The sequence below is a fragment of the Bacillus sp. S3 genome, assembly GCF_005154805.1.
Lineage (GTDB): Bacteria > Bacillota > Bacilli > Bacillales > Cytobacillaceae > Neobacillus.
This window is the reverse complement of sequence record NZ_CP039727.1, coordinates 2493768-2512790: the sequence shown is the minus strand read 5'-3', so window position 1 is coordinate 2512790 and position 19023 is coordinate 2493768. Positions and strand designations below refer to the sequence as shown.

Below are 19023 nucleotides of genomic sequence, written 5' to 3'. Positions count from 1 at the left end.
CCCGATTGTTGTAGAAGATAATAACAAGGTAAGGGAAGTGTATATTAATAGATCTGATAATCATTTTTCTCCCCCTAGTTTAAACTATTTCTTACAATGTCTATAGGGTTTGATCCTTTTGGAAAATCAACTGGAAAGCCGTCAATCTCTAAAATCTCACTATTTAAATCAACACGTATTACCGGGGTTTGACTAATATTTAATTTAGTCAATTTAAATATAGAAGCAATCTCTCCGACAAATTTCCTCGCTCTATATTGTAATTCGTCATCTGTAACTTGCTCATCAATACTTCCGAGCACAGGAGCTACAACAGCTAATAAGTAGTTAGACACTAGTTTGCCTTCATCAATTTCATTTGTAGAAGCTGCATATTTAAGACCTCTTACGATATCTGAATAGGCATCATTAATTTGCTCTTTAGATTGAGTTGAAAGGTATTGTATTTCCTCGACTGCTGCATTCGGTTTACCTGTGGCTACATTAGTTACTGATTGGTAATAATTCTCAATAGTACCTTTCCTTAATATAAAACAACCCGCTATTTCTAAAGTATCAAATAAAGAAATTAACCTCTTCTTTATACCATATAGAACCTCTCCGTTATGGAGTTTTTTAATTTCCTCGCTAGGCATATTTAATAGTACTGCCATTCCAGCTCTTTTTTTAGCAATTATTTCATCCTTTGAAGTATCACGATTAATCCAATAAGAATGTTTTTCTGCCATTGGGAGTAAAATATCCCAATAATTATTAATCGCAGCTATAAAGTCATTATTAATTGACCGAGAAAAAGAAATGATATCACTATGCCCCATTTCTTGAATTTTTTCAACAATTTCTTGATTATTTGAAAAAATATCCAAAAACGTAATATTATCAGCTAATGTATCCAAATCAGTTATCACTACTGGTTTTTTTCCTATCAGCCTAAATAATTTAACAACTACTGGTAATTCACCTTTACCAATAACAGGAACCAATTGTGAACCTGCTGCCTCCAAATATAAGCCCAAATGCTGATTTAATGCATTACAGATTAGTATATCACTTGGACCTTCAACTAGTAGTGGCTTAGAACTAAAGAAAGCGGACTTATGGGCTTGTCCTAATCTAGTAAGTAACTCCCTAACCTTTCTATTTTGTAGTTCAACAGTTTGTGGTTCTATTTGTTTAGGTTTATTCAGAGTTGATTCGAAAAAAACAATTTTTGTTAGGTCTTCTGGCATTAAAATATCCAAAAACTCTGTTGAATGTGTTGCCAAGACAACCATTTTTTTTGATCTGTCTGTAGGATCTCCGGCAACTCTTCTTATTTCCTGAAATAAAAAAGATTGTAATTGCGGATGTAATGATATTTCGGGCTCATCTAGAAAAAGCACACTTACCTCATTGTCATATAATGCAGTAAGAATAGTTACTAATTGTAATAAACCACTTGCCTCTCTGGCGGATGAATAGGGCTCACCACCTATTGTACTAAATTTAATTTTTAAATTACCAGAATCCCATTCTATCAGGATGTTCCTATTAAAGAGTGTACTTAATCTTTCACTCACCTTTATTTGTATATCAGGTCTTATACTCAATGTGTGAAAGTCTCCTATAGCACTTTCAGACTGATGGCGATATTGCCTTAAGTTAGCTCCTCCAAATGAAGCCCCTTCATAATTTATTCCTCTCTGACCATCATAGTTAGAACGATAATTTTCTAACTGTGAGAGTCTACCTGCTGTTAACAATCTTACTTTTCTATTAAACGCAGTATTACCAAATTGCTCCTTCAATTTTCTTAGAACCTGAGATTTACCAGAACCATTTGGTCCCAGAAATGTTGTAATTCCACCATAAAAATTTATTCTTAATGGTTGTGAACAAAATTGTCCGGGTATTTGTACTTCTTTAAAAAACGGATAGGTCATAATTTTTTTCACCTTCATTTTTTTAAAATAGAATATTTAGTTAAATCTTACCATAAGGTGGTAGTTTGTTCTTTAACAATATGGCCTATTTTGTGAAAATCTACAATTGATTATTAAAAACTCTATACTTTAAAGAACATTCTTTAAATATACGAAATTTATTTGCTGCGCAGTAATTGTCTACTACGTAATACAAGAGTTAATCCCGACCGTTTGCAGATGACTGATCTTATAGAAATTCAATCAATTTTTTATAACAATTTGAATCTCAAAACTTTGGTTTTATTTCAAATCACCAGATGGCTTGCAGTGGTAAACAGTCGGTCATTCTTTGGTACATTCTTCGTCATTTGGTGGTAAAAACTATGTCAGAGGTGGTACATTTTGATGGCCGTAATCATGTGACCGACAAACTTAATGAAACTTAGTTGATAAATAGAAATGGAGCATGAAGGAATTTCATGCCCCTCCCTACTGCACAGTATCAGTCAAATAAGAAAGACAATCACCCTAAAAGTGATCGTCTCCGATGTTTATATATTAACAGTATCGTTGTACTGCGCAGCAAATGATCCTGTTTTAAAATGACAATTCTTGTTCAACTAAAACCCGTTACTTTAATAGTAAATTTATTTTTAGTAATGATAAAATAGGTTAAGTACAGATTATTAAGAGAAGATATAAAAATCAATCAGTACTGATTCTCCTACGTTCTGACCAAAGAGCATACCCCAACCAAATAAGAGCTAATCCCATCGGTACTGCCAATATCCTATCGACTGGATGAGGAATTACGGCGGCGGCAAATGTGACCACGGCTGCGAAGGAAAGTAAAGCACCCGCCATGCGTGGGAAGATTCCCGCACGAAAAGTTGCGATTCCAAACAAGAGTCCACCAAGAGAATATAGAAGCCCCGCAATTGGTGCTAATAATGGAAAAATACCAAGATTCACTGTGCTTGTGGTTCCACCAAAAATCCCTACTATTCCCTCAACAAACTTCGGAGCATCAGTTGTAAGCAACGGCAAAACAAAAGCCTCGTTAAAACTAAAATTCATAGAAATTAACCAAAATAGACTAAATAAAATAAAACCAATCAGCCCAAGCCAGTTTGCTTTTTCCGCTTGTCTTGTATAGATTCCTGTAATTCCTATCAGACTGAAAAGAGACATAATGCTGGTAGTACATGCAATGACGACCCATAAGCTTGTGCTAACAGAGGATATATGATCCTCTGGGTGAATAAACTGAATACATATATATAAAATCCCTGCCAAAATTGCAAAAAGACCTGCCGATCGCATTAAACTCTTTCCTGTAATTCTTCGCTCTTTTTCATTTTTATTATTCATGTGATTCCCTCCAATTTTTATTTTTACTCTTAAAGTAAATACAAATTTTATAAACGACCCCAGCTGTTGCAGAATCAAACTTCTTATAGTAATTTGGATATGAAGAGTTGAAAAAAACTTTTGAAATTAGGTGACGAGATGGAACATTATGAAGTAATTGAAAAATCTTTATTGTATATTGAAAACAATTTGCAACAACCATTATCATTGGAGTCTGTTTCAAATTCCTTCAATATGTCTAAATACTATTTTCATAGACTCTTTTCTGCAATAATGGGCTGCTCATTAAACCAATACACTTTATCAAGAAGATTAAATGCATCTGTTCAATACATTCAAAACGAAAACTTATCATTAACAGAAATTGCGTATCAACTAAACTTTGGAACTCCATCGTCCTTCACCCGCGCTTTTAAAAGCCAATATGGTATCGCCCCAAGCTCTCTAAGAAAAAATAGAAAGACCATTGCCCTAGAAGACATTCCTCCAGTAATTAAAAGACCAATTAAAAACATCAATGGGGATATCGTTGCCGATTTTACACTAACAAATTTTAAAACAACTCGAATAAGTGGGGTAGCATTTGAAGTTGATTTAGCAAGAAGTGATTTTAAAGAAAAGATTCGATCTTATTCGAGAATGCTCGTAAACAGCATTGATGAAACAATCAGTAGTCCTTGTTATATCATCTATTCCAATTGCCAGCCATACTCAACTAAGTTCAAGGCTCTAATCGGGATTCCACAAAATCTAAAAATCAATAAACCAAATTATTTTAAAGTAGATGTTCAACAATTTTTTTGTGCTAAGTTTAAATATTTTGGTGATCTTCTAGATATAGGAGATGTCTTTATTACTGACTTTGCAAGATTTTTAAAGATTTCGAAACAAGAAACAGAGGAATCCGATATTGAACTTATTCAAGTGTTTGAGAATATTCATAATCTTGATTCTTCCTATCATATATTCGTACCAATCAAAAAACTCTCCAGTGACGACGTTGAATAATGTCTAACTACCTATATATGTTAATAAACTTGTTATTCTAATAAGAATGATACCATCACAAGTGTAAGAAAACTTTCCATATCTTGCTGTAAATCGTAAACAAGTTGTTTTTTGTAACGCAAAAAAGATGCCTTCCAGTTATTTTGGAAAAGCACCCATTTAAGTTATTTAAGGACAGAAACCATTCCAATTATCAAAGGTTTTTCTTACCAAGATCGATTTGCTGCGCAGTAATTGTCTACTACCTAATACAAGAGTTAATCCCGACCGTTTGCAGGTGACTGATCTTATTGAAATTAAATCAATTTTTTATAATTTTGATTCTCAAAACTTTGGTTTTATATCTTATCACCAGATGGATTGAAGTGGTAAACAGTCTGTCATTCTTTGTCATTTGGTGGTAAAAACGATGTCAGAGGTGGTACATTTCAATGGCCGTAATCATGTGACCGACAAACTTAATGAAACTTTGTGGATAAATAGAAATGGAGCATGAACAAATTTCATGCTCCTCCTTACCACATAGTAAGTAAAGGAAATTATTTTATTCACAATATCCTTTTCTTCGGTGTCCAAAACTCTGTAAACCCATTTTCTACTGAATAATGATACAGATCTTTCAACTTATGACTGGAATACACCTTCATGTCTTCCCTCACTTTAAGTTCCTTTATTGAAAGTAGTGATTCATTGCGATCAATCACTGTCTCTAAAAATAGTTCATTTGCTAATTTATCACTTTTCGACAAGTTACAAGTGCTGCAAGCAATCACCAAATTCCACAGTTGATCCGTTTGGACAAAACTCCATGGAATGAAGTGATCTACATGAGCGGCCTCCTTCTTTATCGTTTTCCCGCAGTAAAAACACTTCCCATTATAAAATGACGAGAGCACCTGATAAAACTGATCAAGCGAGCATCTCTTAGAGACATTTTCTACCTTTAAGAGCAGATTAGTGGTATCTCCCTTTTCATTAAATTTTTCTAAAAATAACGCGAGATGATAATTCGTTAAATAATTTAAAACCCGATGGAATCGCTGCATGAACGAGTAAAAAGTGCTATTAAGTTTTGCCTGTTCCTTCCCATTATCAAAATCATAAATGGTGCAGCCGGTGTCACCGTAAATGGCACCCATGACATTAATCTTGCATCTCTTCTTCACCTTGGTAATAATCTCAACCTGTAATTCATGAGACAGCTTATCAAAAACAAGTGTATTCGGGATTTGATATTTGGCTTGGACATCAAGGAGGATTTTTTGTACCTCGGCCTTCTTATCAGTCATATTAATTTGGTTAAGGTTATGATGAATAACAAGGTTCCAGTAGATCTTGGCAAAGCTTGAAAAAAGAGTTGAGTATGGTAATTCCAGCTTGTCATTGACATTGTATAAGTTTTCTAGAATGGATTTAATCAAGACAAACTTGTATGTAGTTGAGTTTTTTGATTTTGGCGAAAAGATGAAATTAAAATGAGCCCATATTTCTTTATCTGTTAAATAGGCTGCTTTCATTTCTCCCACTTGTAATTTATGGCTCATTGGCCCGTCCCCCGCAATGCTTGGATGCTAGATTCCTTTTCATTCTTCCACTTCAATTAAATAAATTCTTTCCTTAAAACCGCCACGCATCTCCAGCTTTCTTTTCCGTACTTCTTCAACTTCCTCCATTGAAACGCCATGGTACTCTGCAAAAGAATGGATGATTTCCAGTATATCTGCCAGTTCCTCAACTGCCTCATCGTTATTCTTGCTATCAACATATTCTTGAAGTTCCTCGAAACTTTTCTTCTGAAGGGCCTTGATATATTCATCATTATTTAAAATTTTTGCGGAGCATTGCTTACCTGTAGCTTGAATGATTTTTGGTATTTTATCGCGGACTAGTTTATTGTATATAGGCATTGGTCATACCCCTCTATTTGAATATTAGGATCTAACTATTTATTAACTCTTTCAAATTTGGTTCCAACTTCAATATCTCCACTAATTTCATTCGAAGTTTTTCTTCTTCTCCACTCCCAGTCGTTTCCATTCTAATGATAGGAATTCCATACTTCCTCAAGATTTCATCCTTCATTTTGTCACGTTTTAGTTGAGTTGGGTTATTTGCATGGTAGGCATGTCCATCCACTTCAACCACCAATACAGGCATCTTATCCAGCTTGTTAAATATAACAAAGTCAGTATGTGTTAAGACATTCATGGCATACTTTCGTTCATCCTCTGTAAGCTTGTTTGGATCCTTGATGAGCATTCTTAATGGCTGATGCAGCACCCAGTCAAGGCTTTGGAATTCTGGCTGTCCCACTACTTTTTCAATAACCGCATTCATTAAGTTTTCCGATTTAAACTGCGAAACCTTCTTGCTTCTCTTCATCACTTCTAACAATTTATTAGAATAGCTGCTATAAAGCAGATCGAATACAGAGTAGATTTGACTTTCAATGATTTCAAAATTGTTATATTGAATATATCTTACTAAATCACCTATATTGGTACCTACCCATTCTTCGCTCCCCTCAGCAACTACAACAATCAGTTTATCCACAGCACGTGAAACAGCCACATTGATCAGTTTGGGATTATCAGCAAAATCATTTAATGCAATTTCATTTGCTACTGTTGTGAGAATAATAACGTCTCTCTCCCGACCTTGGTATTTATGTACGGTGTCCGCCTCTATATTTCTTCCTGCTATGGCCTTCTTCAGTTCATTCGCTTGTAGGCGAAATGGTGAAATAACTCCAACTGATTGTCTATCAGCATTTATTTTTTGCTCAGGAATGATCTCATTGAAAACTACGTCTATCTGCCGTTGATTTACTTTTCCCCTGGCATGGTTTCCTTTTGCTGTTTTATAGAGGATTAATGGTTTATCTTCTTCCCGGGTATTTGTTAAAACAATAAGTTCATTGTTATAGAACTTTTGATTACAAAAGCCGATGATTTTGGGATGGCACCGATAATGCTCTTTCAAAAGAGTTTTAGGAATATTTTTGTATAGGCTTAAGATGGAAGATAATAGGCTATGGTTCGCATAATTGTAGGCGTCATCCATGTTAAATGACTCAAATATTCGCTCGGTTGTACTGGCAACCTCAGACGGGACAACATTTGGCAGCTGCTTAACATCCCCTACTATGACAGCATTTTTGGCACAAGATAGTGCTAATGCGCCGGTCACTATGTCTACCTGTGAAGCTTCATCGATAATAACGTAATCAAAGAGATAATTATTTTTAGCACAGCTGCGTAAGGAATGAGTGGTACTTAAGATAACAGGATATTCCTTTATAAAAGGATCGAAACCCTTCCATAGAGCATCGTTAGTAAAAAGAGACCTGCTCCCACCTTTGCCATATTTATCAGCCAATTTTGCCTTGAACAATTCCATAGAACTTTGACTGTATTCTTTCATTGCATTTTCAAAATCATAGTTTTCCATCTTTTTAGAAAACGCAGCAATTTTTTCACTTATCTCTTTCATTTTTGTTTCATAATACGTTTTTTGCAAAAAAGAAATAACCGCTTCCGGCGAATGCTTATACAAATTAAAATTATATAATCCGTAAACAAACAGGTTATATAATTTGCTTTTAAATGGAATTTTTCCTCTTTTAACATTGCGTTTATACTCATGCAATATTGTTAAAATCCGGTCTGCACTATAGCGGAAGAAAGAGCGGAATTTAAGTTGTTGATTGTCAGATTGCTCACAGTATTGATTAAAATATTTATATTCTGTTTGCAAGGAAGCCAGCTCTTGCTTCAAAACCGCTTGCTTATTTTGATAAACTAGCATTTCATTTAATGTTTTCTGTATTTCTCGTAAGTTCGATTTAATTTGTTGATGATCGGAGGGTGGTAAGGCCCAATCACTCATTTCTGGATATGTACCAATTTGTTCCTTGAAGAACTTTGCCTTGTTTTCATTGTTACCTAAATAGGCAGCAATAAAATCAACTCCATACTTTTGCAGCTTTTCAAGGACATTTGCCGTTGCGGAGTTATTATTCGAAACAATCGCAACAGATTTGTTGTTCATAATGGCATTGGCAATGATACTTAAAATCGTTTGTGTCTTCCCAGTTCCAGGTGGCCCCTCGATTACACTAATCTGGTTCATTAACGCTTTTTCAGTTGCGGATTTTTGGCTAATATTAAAACCAAAAGGGAAAATAGCTTGTCTTTGTCGATTTTGTTCGTTTAATGGTTTACCTTCTAAATACGCAGACAAAACACTACGAGGACTAATCATATTAAGTTTATTGTACTGCTTGCTTAAAAAGCTAATATCCTTCTCATCCTTAACACTTACATAGCCTGCTAGTGTCTTAAGATAGTCAAATGTATTATATGCTGTTCTTTGGGCTAAACAGGTTTCTTCAATTGTTATTCTCGACCGCTCATACACTCTTTTGTACCCAGTTTTAAAAATAAGTTTTATATAATCTCCAAAATCCAATATTCTAACGATGCCTGTGACAGGTAGATTATTTTCATAAATCATACAGGTCTCATGATCTATTATTTTTGGGTCTTTGAACCAATTTACATTTATATATTGGTAAGAATAAACCTTGCTATTGCTCTTATATCTAACCATCCATTTGCCATTTTCGTATTTACATAAGTCGATTTCTTCTGTTTTATCCTTGGTTTTTACAAGAATAAGATGATTTTCAACATTCAACGATTGTTAACACCTCTTAATCTAGTATCTATTTAGTTCCGTATTTAACTTAAAAATAATATTCATTACTAAATAATACCATATTTATATATACTTTATGGTACGATTTTCACTGAATAGATTAATTTTGATACAAAAAAATAGTACCAATCACTATCCATTTGCTGGATGAAGCTGGCACTATTTTAAACTTAGAAGAAATCTACTGAGATTGGGTTGTCACCTGCACTACACACACCTCTATTGATCTTGCTATGGCAAGCTTAAATTCAGCATTAATGCTAACCTTATGAAATAAACGAACAAATAGCGTTTTTTTCCACCTTTGAAAGTTAATCTCTTAAAAAAACGATACTACAAACAAAATTAGGATCTTTCCCTTTCAATGCTTTCGCAATTCTTGTCCTCTTTTGATGAGTAAGATTGGAACCCCCGACCTCAACCCTGTCAAGGTAGGAAAGTGAATCTGATTATAAAAGTTTTGGTTAAGTGAAGTTGATATAATAGGATTTAATTTTTCAAGTTTATGATTCTAACAGATGTAATTGGGGGCAGTATGTTTGATTTTGCCCCCAACTTGCCCCCAAGATTTCTCCATGAAAATTACTCTATCCATGTGGTATGCAAGGAAAAATTAATACTTAGGCTGCGGATATCCATTTTTTGGTTTCATCGTGCTACCCCAATCTTCATTTTAGTCAAAAGAAAAAGCACCCAGTATGGATGCCGATATATTATTCTTCTTTACCATATCTTCTTCGCATCTGTGAGGCGCTTGATTGCGATATCACCGACAGCATGGAATTGGTCAGAGAATAGAAAAATCCCTGCTACTCAGTTGTGAGCGGCTGGGATTTTGATTTGTCAGTAGCACCTTGCTTAAGGTCGACGAAATCCAATTAATTATTTTTGTTCCGGATCATCTTCGGCAACCAGCGTAAGATCCTCGTGGTCATCAAAGAGGGTACCTTGAACAGAATGACTAGCTTTAATTTTCACTTCTTCCGAGATATTAAGTGACGTCCTTAATTCATCGAGAAAAGCTTCTTTTGTGCGCTCATGATTGTAAAATGGAAGGCCAACGATACGATAATGATCATCATCAACTAAAAGGCCATCTTCATCTTTTTCCTTAATTTGCTTCAGAAAAGCTTGTTTCCAACCCTCTTTACCATTGTCAAATTGCCCATTTGAATCTAGAAATTGACTTCCTTTCGGCTCAATAAAGAATTGCCAAGAAACATTACCAGTTTCCGCATCATTTGCAAACATGACAAAGTCTGGCTCGAAAGCATTACCTTTATCAAAACTATAAATTCTTATTGCTTTCTCATTACGAAGCAAATAGATATCAGTTAGTTTTGTTTCAATCTCAGCCATGTGTTGTTTGATGGTTCTAACTACTAATTTTTCCTCGCTTGTACCAAAGTTATCTGTATAAGCATACCAGTCAAGTTTATCGATATCCTCGAAGATTCTGGTTTCAGTTAAGTCTTTTTGAGAAATTCCATTCTCCTTGTTGCTATTCGAATCAATAACATACTTGCGTTGAATTCTCTTCTCGAAAACATCTTTAATCTTGACTGCTTCGAATTGCAACGTTCCTTCGTACTGTTTCTCTACATTAATGTACTCATCTGCAATAGCCTGCAGAATTGCATTTGAAATAAACAGCTTGTGATCTTGAGAAAGAGTTTTTACATCCTCTTCATCACCAAAGACAATAACAGACACTTTGTTTTGAATTTCTTTCAAGAAGCCTTCCAAAGTTGGTAGTCCGACATAAGATTTATGCAGTTTCTCAAAATTAAAATCTTTATTTTTTAGGTTTATTGCTGCTCTCAAAACATTGAGGGTGATTTCTTTTCCGACTTTGAACTTTCGGTTATCTTGTTTTTTCTTAACTTGAAAAACCTCTCTGTCTTCTCCTTCAAAGGCTGCAAAGTCGCCCATACCAGAAGTTGGAAGATGAACTTCAAGTTCCTCTGGAAGAATGATTTCCCAATCATCCCCGAATAAGGACCCTTGCACTGATGTAAAGGACGGCTTCTCAACTCGACTGTTGACCCATACGACACCGTTCTTATAAGTGCCTGTTTTCCGGAAGGATCGTTTCAATTTGATTTGCCTTTCAACCATTGATTGGTCATCATAGATTCCGGATTCACGAAGAATTTGCTTCAGCTCAGAAATATACCTCGGGTTGTCTTTCGAATGGTAGTGAAGTTGTTCAATCACGCGTAGTTCGGCCGCTTCATTATGGTCAAATTTCCGCTTGTATTTCATAGCTAAATCATTATTGATGACAAATGGATAGTAACGAGCTCCACGACCAATAAGTTGCTTCTCTGCATTAGTTGTCGCCCCGGGCTTAAATCCAGCTTTTGTCGTCTTCCCATCACGAGTATCGTAGAGGCGAACTATATCAAATAGATTTAGTACATCCCATCCTTCGTTCAGCATATCAACGGCAAAGATAGCCCGAATCTCATTTTTGGGATCTTCCAGAGTATTTAATACAACCAACTTATCACTCGTCTTATTATCACTATCGATAAGCATTAATCGTTCTTCACGGAAGTCTTCTTTTAATTCGGCAATTAGGTTCTCATGAGTAATGCCATTTTCATCAAAAAAGTCAAACGCCTGTGTCAAAATACCATCAAGGCCAGTTGAGGATTGTTTTTGTTGTTCAATTTGATCAGCCGTTAGAGCATCCAAAATTCCAAGAAAATCAGATAGATTCCCTGCGCTCTCTGTCTTCTTTTGTGACTTAAATAGAATTAGTGGCTTTAAGTTAATCCCATTTTTTAATGCGACTTTCTTTCTGAATTGACTGATGATTATTGATTGAAGCATACGCACATCAACTTCATTATTTACCAAGTGGAACAAAACATCTTTACTATAACCATCTAATCGAAAATCTTTAAGATCATATTTATACAGTAGGTGTTCTCTGTACTTTGCTACAATGTCAGCATCTGACAAATCTATCGTTGCAGTGAACTCGAAAAGAGAAGATTTTTTTGCATTTCTTTGAATATTATCAACTGTCGCAGTCCAACTGTTATTATCCTTTTTCTCATCCGCATTGAGTCCGGCATTCAAGTGATGTGCTTCGTCGGCGAGCATTACAACGGAAATGTCCTCGAATTGTTCATAAGAGAGACGATTTTCACGAGGTGTATTCAAGTCGATATGCAGTTGCTGGATAGTTGTAAATAAGAGGTTAATTGCATCTTCGTTCGAATCTGAAAAATCTGTAACTTCCCGGATTTCTACCAACTCATCAGCAATCATTATGGAATCAGCAAACAAATATTTTCCTGAAGTTGAATCGAGAAAGTTAGCCCGCGTTTTTTCAATAATGTTAGAGTTATTTACAAAGAACAGAAAGTTCCTTTCACCCTGCTTGTACTTCTCCAAAATGATTGCAGCCATCATCATTGTTTTACCTGAACCAGTTGCCATATTAAAGAGCAATTGTTCGGGGTAGGTTCGATTTTGTTCATCCCTATGCACATAGTTCAAATAGCGACCAATACCTTCTAATTGATACTCGCGCAACTCATGCCGGAGATTTTCAGTGATATAGTTAGGAACTTGATCCTTAAAGTAATTGGCAAAAATCCCTAGTCCCCCATCATATTTTTCGTATAAGAATTGTGCCATATCTACTCACCACCCCCATAGAATTGACGGTTTAACACTTTGTCTTCAGCACTAATTCCGTACGACTGATCCTCAATATCAGAATAATTCACATACAAGTTATTATTATCGATGATTTCGCGAAGTAATTGCTTTTGTTCTGCAAATGATAGTTTTTCAAATTCCGAAGACTTCATTTTCTTAGGATCAACTCGATATGAAATAAAAGATGATTTCTTCGCTAATTCGAATAACTCAAGTAGCTCGCCATCATCACTTGCTTCCTCAATTCTATTGACAAATTCTTTTGCATCATTCTTAATTTCACAGTAAACAAATGAACCACCTCCAGTCCATCCTTGTATTTTAGAAATACCACTTTGTTCTCCGTTTATAACTGATTCCAGTCGAGGTATGGCAAGTTCATCAATATAGTCTAATTGCTCAATACCAATGTATCTTCGACCAAGTTTATGGGCAACCGCACACGTTGTACCACTTCCTAAAAAGAAATCCATGACTATATCGTTCTCAGAGTCAGTACCCATTTCAATAATCCGCTTGAGAAGTTTCTCAGGTTTTTTGCCACCTTTTAGTACTACTCCTCCTTCAGATGCAATCCCTTCATATGGTGTGTCAGTCCACATGTTTGTTGCTTGGACACTTGGTAACATTTTACCATTTATATCTCTAATTTTTTTCTGATAAAACGCCATTTCTTGACCATTATTTACATACACATCATATTGGCCTTCTCTTCTCACTAAAAAGATTTCGTGGGGGCTTAATTTAGATTCATCTCTTACTTTTTTTATTTGTGCTCCTGCTTTATTACTTATTGCGACTGGTCGAAATACTTTATCTGGATTCTTTAGAGCATATTCCGCCATCAACCCCAAAATTAACTTGTCATTGTATTTTTTCTTGAAATCTTCTAACGTCATACCTAAGTCATTAGCTATTACTTCTTTAATATCAACCATGTTCCAATTCTTAAAATCATCGTCAATATTCGTTACAACCCATTTGTAATTTGCATCGTAGTCGGCTTCAACATATTGGCGATTATACGTCCACTTGGATTTATTTTTTGCAAAGCCAATAATATATTCTGCAGTTTCAAAGACTCCAGGATTCACACTCTGAAAACCTGAAGGTGATTTTGTTTTTACTGTAATCTTATTAATAAAGTTGTTGGTTGTTGGAGTGTTAAAAATCTCCTTCATCAACAAGTGTAGTTCTGCAACACCATCATCACTGATTTGAGCAAAAATTGCACCATCTTCTGCTAATAACTCCTTTGCGAGTTCTAGACGATTTTTCATAAAAACCAACCAAGTTGATAATTTGAAATTTGAATTGTATCGAAAAGTATCCTCAGACTTATTGGCGTTGAAATAATACGGTGGATCGATATAAATCAATTTAATTTTTCCCGCGAATTTTTCTTTTAGACTGGACAGAGCTAAAAGGTTGTTGCCTTTTATTATTAAGTTTTCCTTACCTGAAATGTTTTCTAATTTTGAAACACCTGTCGAATTATGTAGAACAAAATTTGAAAAAGCTTTTGGTTCCATCAACCTGGTCACCTCTGTTGGTGACAAAACTTCATTGAAAAATAATTCATCTCGTTTCGCATCTTCCTTGTGTTGCCCACCTTCAAGAATACAATCCTTGTAGGGCCAGTTAAGGACAATTTCTTTATTTTGTGAAAGTAAATCTACCTCACCCTTATATGCTAGTCCAATTTTTTGTTTGTAAATTGTATAACTGTCAGGCAAAAATGCCTTGTTATTCAAGAACTGAAGAAAAACGTCAAGCTTAAAAATAAGTCCCCCATCAGTTGAAGAGAAAAAGTGAGCTTTAATCTTTTCGTTTGATTGAAGGATATTCAAAAGCCCAGTGTCGTAATTTCGTGCAAGCTGCCCCACCAAGTTTTTGTTAAGTGTTGCCTCTACTACGTATTCTTCTTTTGAAAGCAGTAATTTTTGTAATTCTTTATTCACGAGCTAATTCCTCCTACATTATTTTGATTTAATTCTGTTGCAATAGAATCGCATATCACACTCGCGACAAACAGAATAATTTGTCGTTCGTTGATTAAATTCTTTCTTTTCAATCTTATGAACTACATCCGTGAATTCTTCAATTATACTATCAATTTGTTGGCTGTCTTTTTCAAATTCAATAATTGGATTTTCTTGGTCACTCGGATAGTAGAGCTTTAATTTTGAAACAGTGACATTTTCCTTAACCTCAACTAGCCTTGCATAAACCTGAAGTTGTTTTTCATAATTAATGAGAGATTCATCACCAGGTTCCGGCTTATCACCTGTTTTAAAGTCCACAATTTCTACAGTATCGCCTTTTCCTTTGATCATATCAACTTGACCATTCAAGATAAAATCTTCCATAGGATAGCTAAGCTGAACTTCGGCTTTCCTGATGTTTTTCCAAAGGTCTTCAGAATTCTCAAAATAGTTTTTGACATGCTTAAGTGCGGCATTTCTTGATTTTGGTGCCAGATAACTATTTTCGCTGAGAACAAGCCCCTGGTAATTGTTATCAAACCACGTTTCAAGATTATCTGGAATAGATAATACTTCATCTCGGAGGATTGCATCATGAATATCTTCTATTGTTTGATGAACTAGGGAGCCAAAAAGTGTAGAACCGACACGGATTTCAGAGAATCCTAGTTCACGGAACATCTTATACTCAACTGAGCATCTTTCATATTTAGAAATATCAGATGTGAAAGCATATGATTGCTTCAAATCTGATGCCTTAACTGGTTTAAAATCAAACTCTTCAAATGAATAGTGATGGTCATAGTATTCTTCTAGGTCGTTGAAAGCTTCCTTAAACATTTTCCCCGGCATCGGCCAAGAACCACGTGTGCGAATTGGTGTAGTTAGAATAAGTAATTCCTCAGCCCGTGAGTACGCAACATAATAACGCCTCCAGAAGTCAAAAAACTTAATCCTATCAGTTGGTTCAAACGGTTCCCGGTGCGAATAGGCATCATATACCTGTTCAAGTACTCCTTGATTATCATCAGCGGGCCTGTCGTATAAGGAATCAGTAATAACGATTGGGAACTCCATGCCCTTCGATTGATGAACCGTCATAAATGAAACGCAACCACTCGGAGCATATTCAGATTCGTCTTGATATTCTTCGATGCCACCACCGCCATGATTGCTTCCAAAGAGGAATCTAAAATACGTTTCAAATAGCTTAGAAACAATCTGATCCTTCTTAACATCAGAGAAGACGTCAACATTTTCATTTGCTTCATACTTGGCAAATACGTTTGTTAAAATAGCAAGATTTCGGATTTCCCTCTGGTCAGCTACTCCGGATGATAAATCAGTATCGATAATCTTTCGGAAGTAGTCGAAGCTGAACATTTGATACAACAATTGTGTGAATGCGTAATCCGTATTTCCAACAAGGTTGTCCAACTCATCTTCTCGATAGCTAACCCAATCTTCTAAATCTTCATCGTCATCCATTAGTTGCTCCGCAATATCCAAGCAGCGATCATAATAATCAGTTAGCATTTCAAGGTATTCCTCAGGTCTATCAACTAGCTCATCCGAATAGTCACCGAAAATTGCAAGTAATACACCAATAGCTGCCATTATCTCTTCACGTTCGAAGAACATTTTTGACCTTGGAGAATAAACTGGAATTCCTTTGCTTTCAAGATAATTCGCTAGTTCCTGAGTTTCTTTCTTCGCCACAGAACGGAATAAGAAGGCAATCTGGTTGTAATTACTTATGTATCCGTCATCTGACAGCATCTTTATGAATCTAAAAATTCTTTCATGCCATTGTTCAGTCGACTCTCCGGCTATTTTCATTACCGGAGGTGTCAACTCTTTATGACTTTTCCCAGAACTGGGTAAAATTGTTTTATCAATTCGAAACTGATCCCACTGAAAGTGAGTTTCTGAGTACTCTTTCATCCACCTATTATAGAACTCAATTATCTCAGGAGCCGAACGATAGTTAATGGAAAGGTGGATAACGCTGCACTCACCTCTCTTAAATTTATTTTCAAACTCCAGTATATTTCGAATCGTAGCACCACGGAATCGATACATTGACTGGTCATCGTCACCAACCACACATATATTATTAGTTTTCGATAGTAAGAAGATCAATTGTTCCTGAATCGAATTGGTATCTTGATACTCATCAATCATCATATACTGAAATAGTTCTTGATATTTTTCTAGAATTTCCGGATTTTCACTGAGTAACTGATAGGCGGTCAACTGAATCGTCGCAAAATCCAGTCTATTTTTTCTTTGCAATAGTTCATCGTATTTTTGTTTGATTTCACCCAAAGCAACTATTTGTGGATTTGGATCCGTAAGTAATCGCTCCGCATTTATTTTTTCTTCCGATAGCCCGTTAACTAGATCTGCTATTTTACTGACATTTCTCCATACACCTGAGGTTTCACTGATTAAATCATTAAAGTGTGGCAAAGTTCTAAAATCATAATAATACCGCTGGTAGATGAAGTACTTCTGGTCAAAATCATCCATCAACGTGAAGTTTTTCTTCAAAGTCGGGATAAATGCTAAGTTATCCTTTACAATTCTTAGACAGATTGAATGGAAGGTTCCAATATAAACGTCATTCAAATCAAAATCTGGAATTACAGAAGAAATACGCGTGATGATTTCCTTTGCTGCTTTTTCCGTAAAAGTCGCCATTAGGATATTCTCAGGTTTGATGCGATGAATATTCACCATATTGGCATATCGGTTAACTAGCGTGGCCGTCTTCCCTGTACCTGGTCCGGCCGAAATCAATACTGGTCCATCTATCGTATCGATTGCCTTTTGTTGGTCCCTATTAGGAGTTACTTGTGCTATAATAACATCTCCTCCAATTTATTCTTTAGTCTTTTACAATTGATACTACGTCGCGATGTCAACTCTCAAGATTTGGCTCTTTAAGCAATAAGTCCCACATAGATAATACCATAGTTTTCCTATTTTAGGATGCTATAATTCTTAATGTAATCCACAAATATAAACCTCATGGATATAAAATTGGAGTCCCTGCAACTTTTTTTGTTCAGAAGTTATAAGTTTTGTACAGCTTCAAAAACATATAAAAATGTTGCTGTTTTTGCTGTTGTTATTGTCTAGAAGTTGGTCTGAAATAGAAAGTACAAAAAATATTAGACTTTTAGACATCTACAGCGGAAAATGGAAATGGCGACAATTGGATATGCAAGAGTATCAACTAAAGACCAGGAATTAGAGCTACAACTCGGCAAACTAACTGAATACGGCTGCGAAAGAATTTTCATGGAAAAACAATCTGGGGCAAAAAGTGCCAGAGAAGAACTTGCAAAGGCATTGGACTATTTAAGAGAGGGCGACAAGCTGGTTGTTTATAAGCTTGACAGATTAGCTAGGAGCACATTCGATTTACATAAAATCGCAAAGGATCTGCAGAGCCGGGGTATTTCTCTAGTGTTCATAAAAGAACAAATTGATTTTTCCACCCCAGTCGGAATACTCATGTTCACAATGCTGGGAGCTATAGCCGAGTTTGAACGTGATTTAATAGCCGATAGAACAGCAGAGGGTCGTGAGAGAGCAAAGGCACAGGGGAAGCATATAGGGCGTATTGGAAAGGCAGTAAAAGACATTAAGAAGGCTTTAAAGCTATATGCAGAAAGGGAATCAAATGGTCTTAGCGTAAATGATATTGTAAAAATGACCGGAGTTCCGAGGTCTACTATTTACGCTAAAGCTAAAGAGCATGGGTTAAGTTAATATAAATTGAATGGAGCTTGGTTGCATTTGCCAAGCTCCATTAATTCAATTTTCTTGCCTTTTAGAATTTCATCAGGAAATACAACAACAACAACAACATCACTAATTGTGGAACTCAAACAAATCCCTCCTTATTATGCTTTCGGATAAATTATAAACGTGGGATAAATATAATTGTTAAAAAATGGAAAAGCGTGCTTTTTTTACAAGTTTTCCAAGTAGATCTATGATATCTACATTACACCAAGAATTGGAATCGCAACTACGAACGTTAGCATCACGCGTGCCGTCGAAAACCCCAAGAAATTCCTTAATGGATTTAAGGAATATTTACAGGTTGATGGGTACACTGGTTATTATAAGGTAGAGAGCCTCACCATTGTAGGCTGTTTAGCCCATGCGAGGAGAAGATTAAATTGATGAAAAGGCCATGTTTCAATTGCTTCCTTGGTCATCAACAACTCCTCTAAATTGCATAGTCTTTAATAAGTTATCTAAATAATACTATAGCTCTCATCTTTATGAAGTTAGGAGCTAATTTACGCTTTCCTTATGTTTAACATTCATTTCCTTAGAAT

12 protein-coding genes are annotated in these 19023 nt (G+C 35.6%); 3 read left to right on the top strand and 9 right to left on the bottom strand.

The genetic code is table 11. The features are described 5' to 3' along the window. Nucleotides 1-74 precede the first annotated feature (74 nt). Complete coding sequence (locus FAY30_RS12050) at nt 75-1922, bottom strand: ATP-dependent nuclease (protein ID WP_190284891.1); 1848 nt, start codon at nt 1920-1922, stop codon at nt 75-77. Nucleotides 1923-2609: 687 nt separating this feature from the next. Further along, nucleotides 2610-3275 (bottom strand): hypothetical protein, encoded by a 666-nt coding sequence (locus tag FAY30_RS12045; RefSeq protein ID WP_149870109.1) that lies wholly within the window; start codon nt 3273-3275, stop codon nt 2610-2612. Between the two features lie 138 nt (nt 3276-3413). Between FAY30_RS12045 and FAY30_RS12040 the strand changes: the two genes are divergently transcribed. Then, nucleotides 3414-4283: a helix-turn-helix transcriptional regulator gene (locus tag FAY30_RS12040; protein WP_149870108.1), complete on the top strand. Its 870-nt coding sequence runs from the start codon at nt 3414-3416 to the stop codon at nt 4281-4283. Nucleotides 4284-4831: 548 nt separating this feature from the next. Here the strand turns inward: FAY30_RS12040 and FAY30_RS12035 are convergent. The 6 genes from FAY30_RS12035 to FAY30_RS12010 form a co-directional block, all read right to left on the bottom strand. Beyond that, complete coding sequence (locus FAY30_RS12035) at nt 4832-5827, bottom strand: HNH endonuclease (protein ID WP_149870107.1); 996 nt, start codon at nt 5825-5827, stop codon at nt 4832-4834. Nucleotides 5828-5866: 39 nt separating this feature from the next. Further along, nucleotides 5867-6190, bottom strand: a complete 324-nt coding sequence (locus FAY30_RS12030; protein WP_149870106.1) for a nucleoside triphosphate pyrophosphohydrolase — start codon at nt 6188-6190, stop codon at nt 5867-5869. Between the two features lie 31 nt (nt 6191-6221). Further along, nucleotides 6222-8981 carry an AAA domain-containing protein gene (locus FAY30_RS12025; RefSeq protein ID WP_149870105.1) on the bottom strand — a complete coding sequence of 920 codons (2760 nt, stop codon included), beginning with the start codon at nt 8979-8981 and terminating at the stop codon, nt 6222-6224. Between the two features lie 903 nt (nt 8982-9884). Continuing rightward, nucleotides 9885-12656: a DEAD/DEAH box helicase family protein gene (locus tag FAY30_RS12020; protein ID WP_149870104.1), complete on the bottom strand. Its 2772-nt coding sequence runs from the start codon at nt 12654-12656 to the stop codon at nt 9885-9887. Nucleotides 12657-12658: 2 nt separating this feature from the next. Next, on the bottom strand, nt 12659-14641 hold the full coding sequence (locus FAY30_RS12015) for a DNA methyltransferase (protein WP_149870103.1): 1983 nt from the start codon (nt 14639-14641) through the stop codon (nt 12659-12661). Nucleotides 14642-14659: 18 nt separating this feature from the next. Then, nucleotides 14660-17530, bottom strand: coding sequence for an ATP-dependent helicase (locus FAY30_RS12010; protein WP_223820995.1), 2871 nt, complete (start codon nt 17528-17530; stop codon nt 14660-14662). A gap of 345 nt (nt 17531-17875) precedes the next feature. Between FAY30_RS12010 and FAY30_RS12005 the strand changes: the two genes are divergently transcribed. Beyond that, entirely contained in the window at nt 17876-18445 is a 570-nt protein-coding gene (locus FAY30_RS12005) for a recombinase family protein (protein WP_149870101.1), read from the top strand. Here FAY30_RS12005 and FAY30_RS27825 read toward each other — a convergent pair. Beyond that, complete coding sequence (locus FAY30_RS27825; RefSeq protein ID WP_263315351.1) at nt 18442-18564, bottom strand: hypothetical protein; 123 nt, start codon at nt 18562-18564, stop codon at nt 18442-18444. The two genes, FAY30_RS12005 and FAY30_RS27825, sit on opposite strands and share 4 nt — an antisense overlap. 103 nt (nt 18565-18667) lie before the next feature. Between FAY30_RS27825 and FAY30_RS12000 the strand changes: the two genes are divergently transcribed. Beyond that, nucleotides 18668-18865, top strand: coding sequence for an IS66 family transposase (locus FAY30_RS12000; protein WP_149872683.1), 198 nt, complete (start codon nt 18668-18670; stop codon nt 18863-18865). Nucleotides 18866-19023 lie beyond the last annotated feature (158 nt).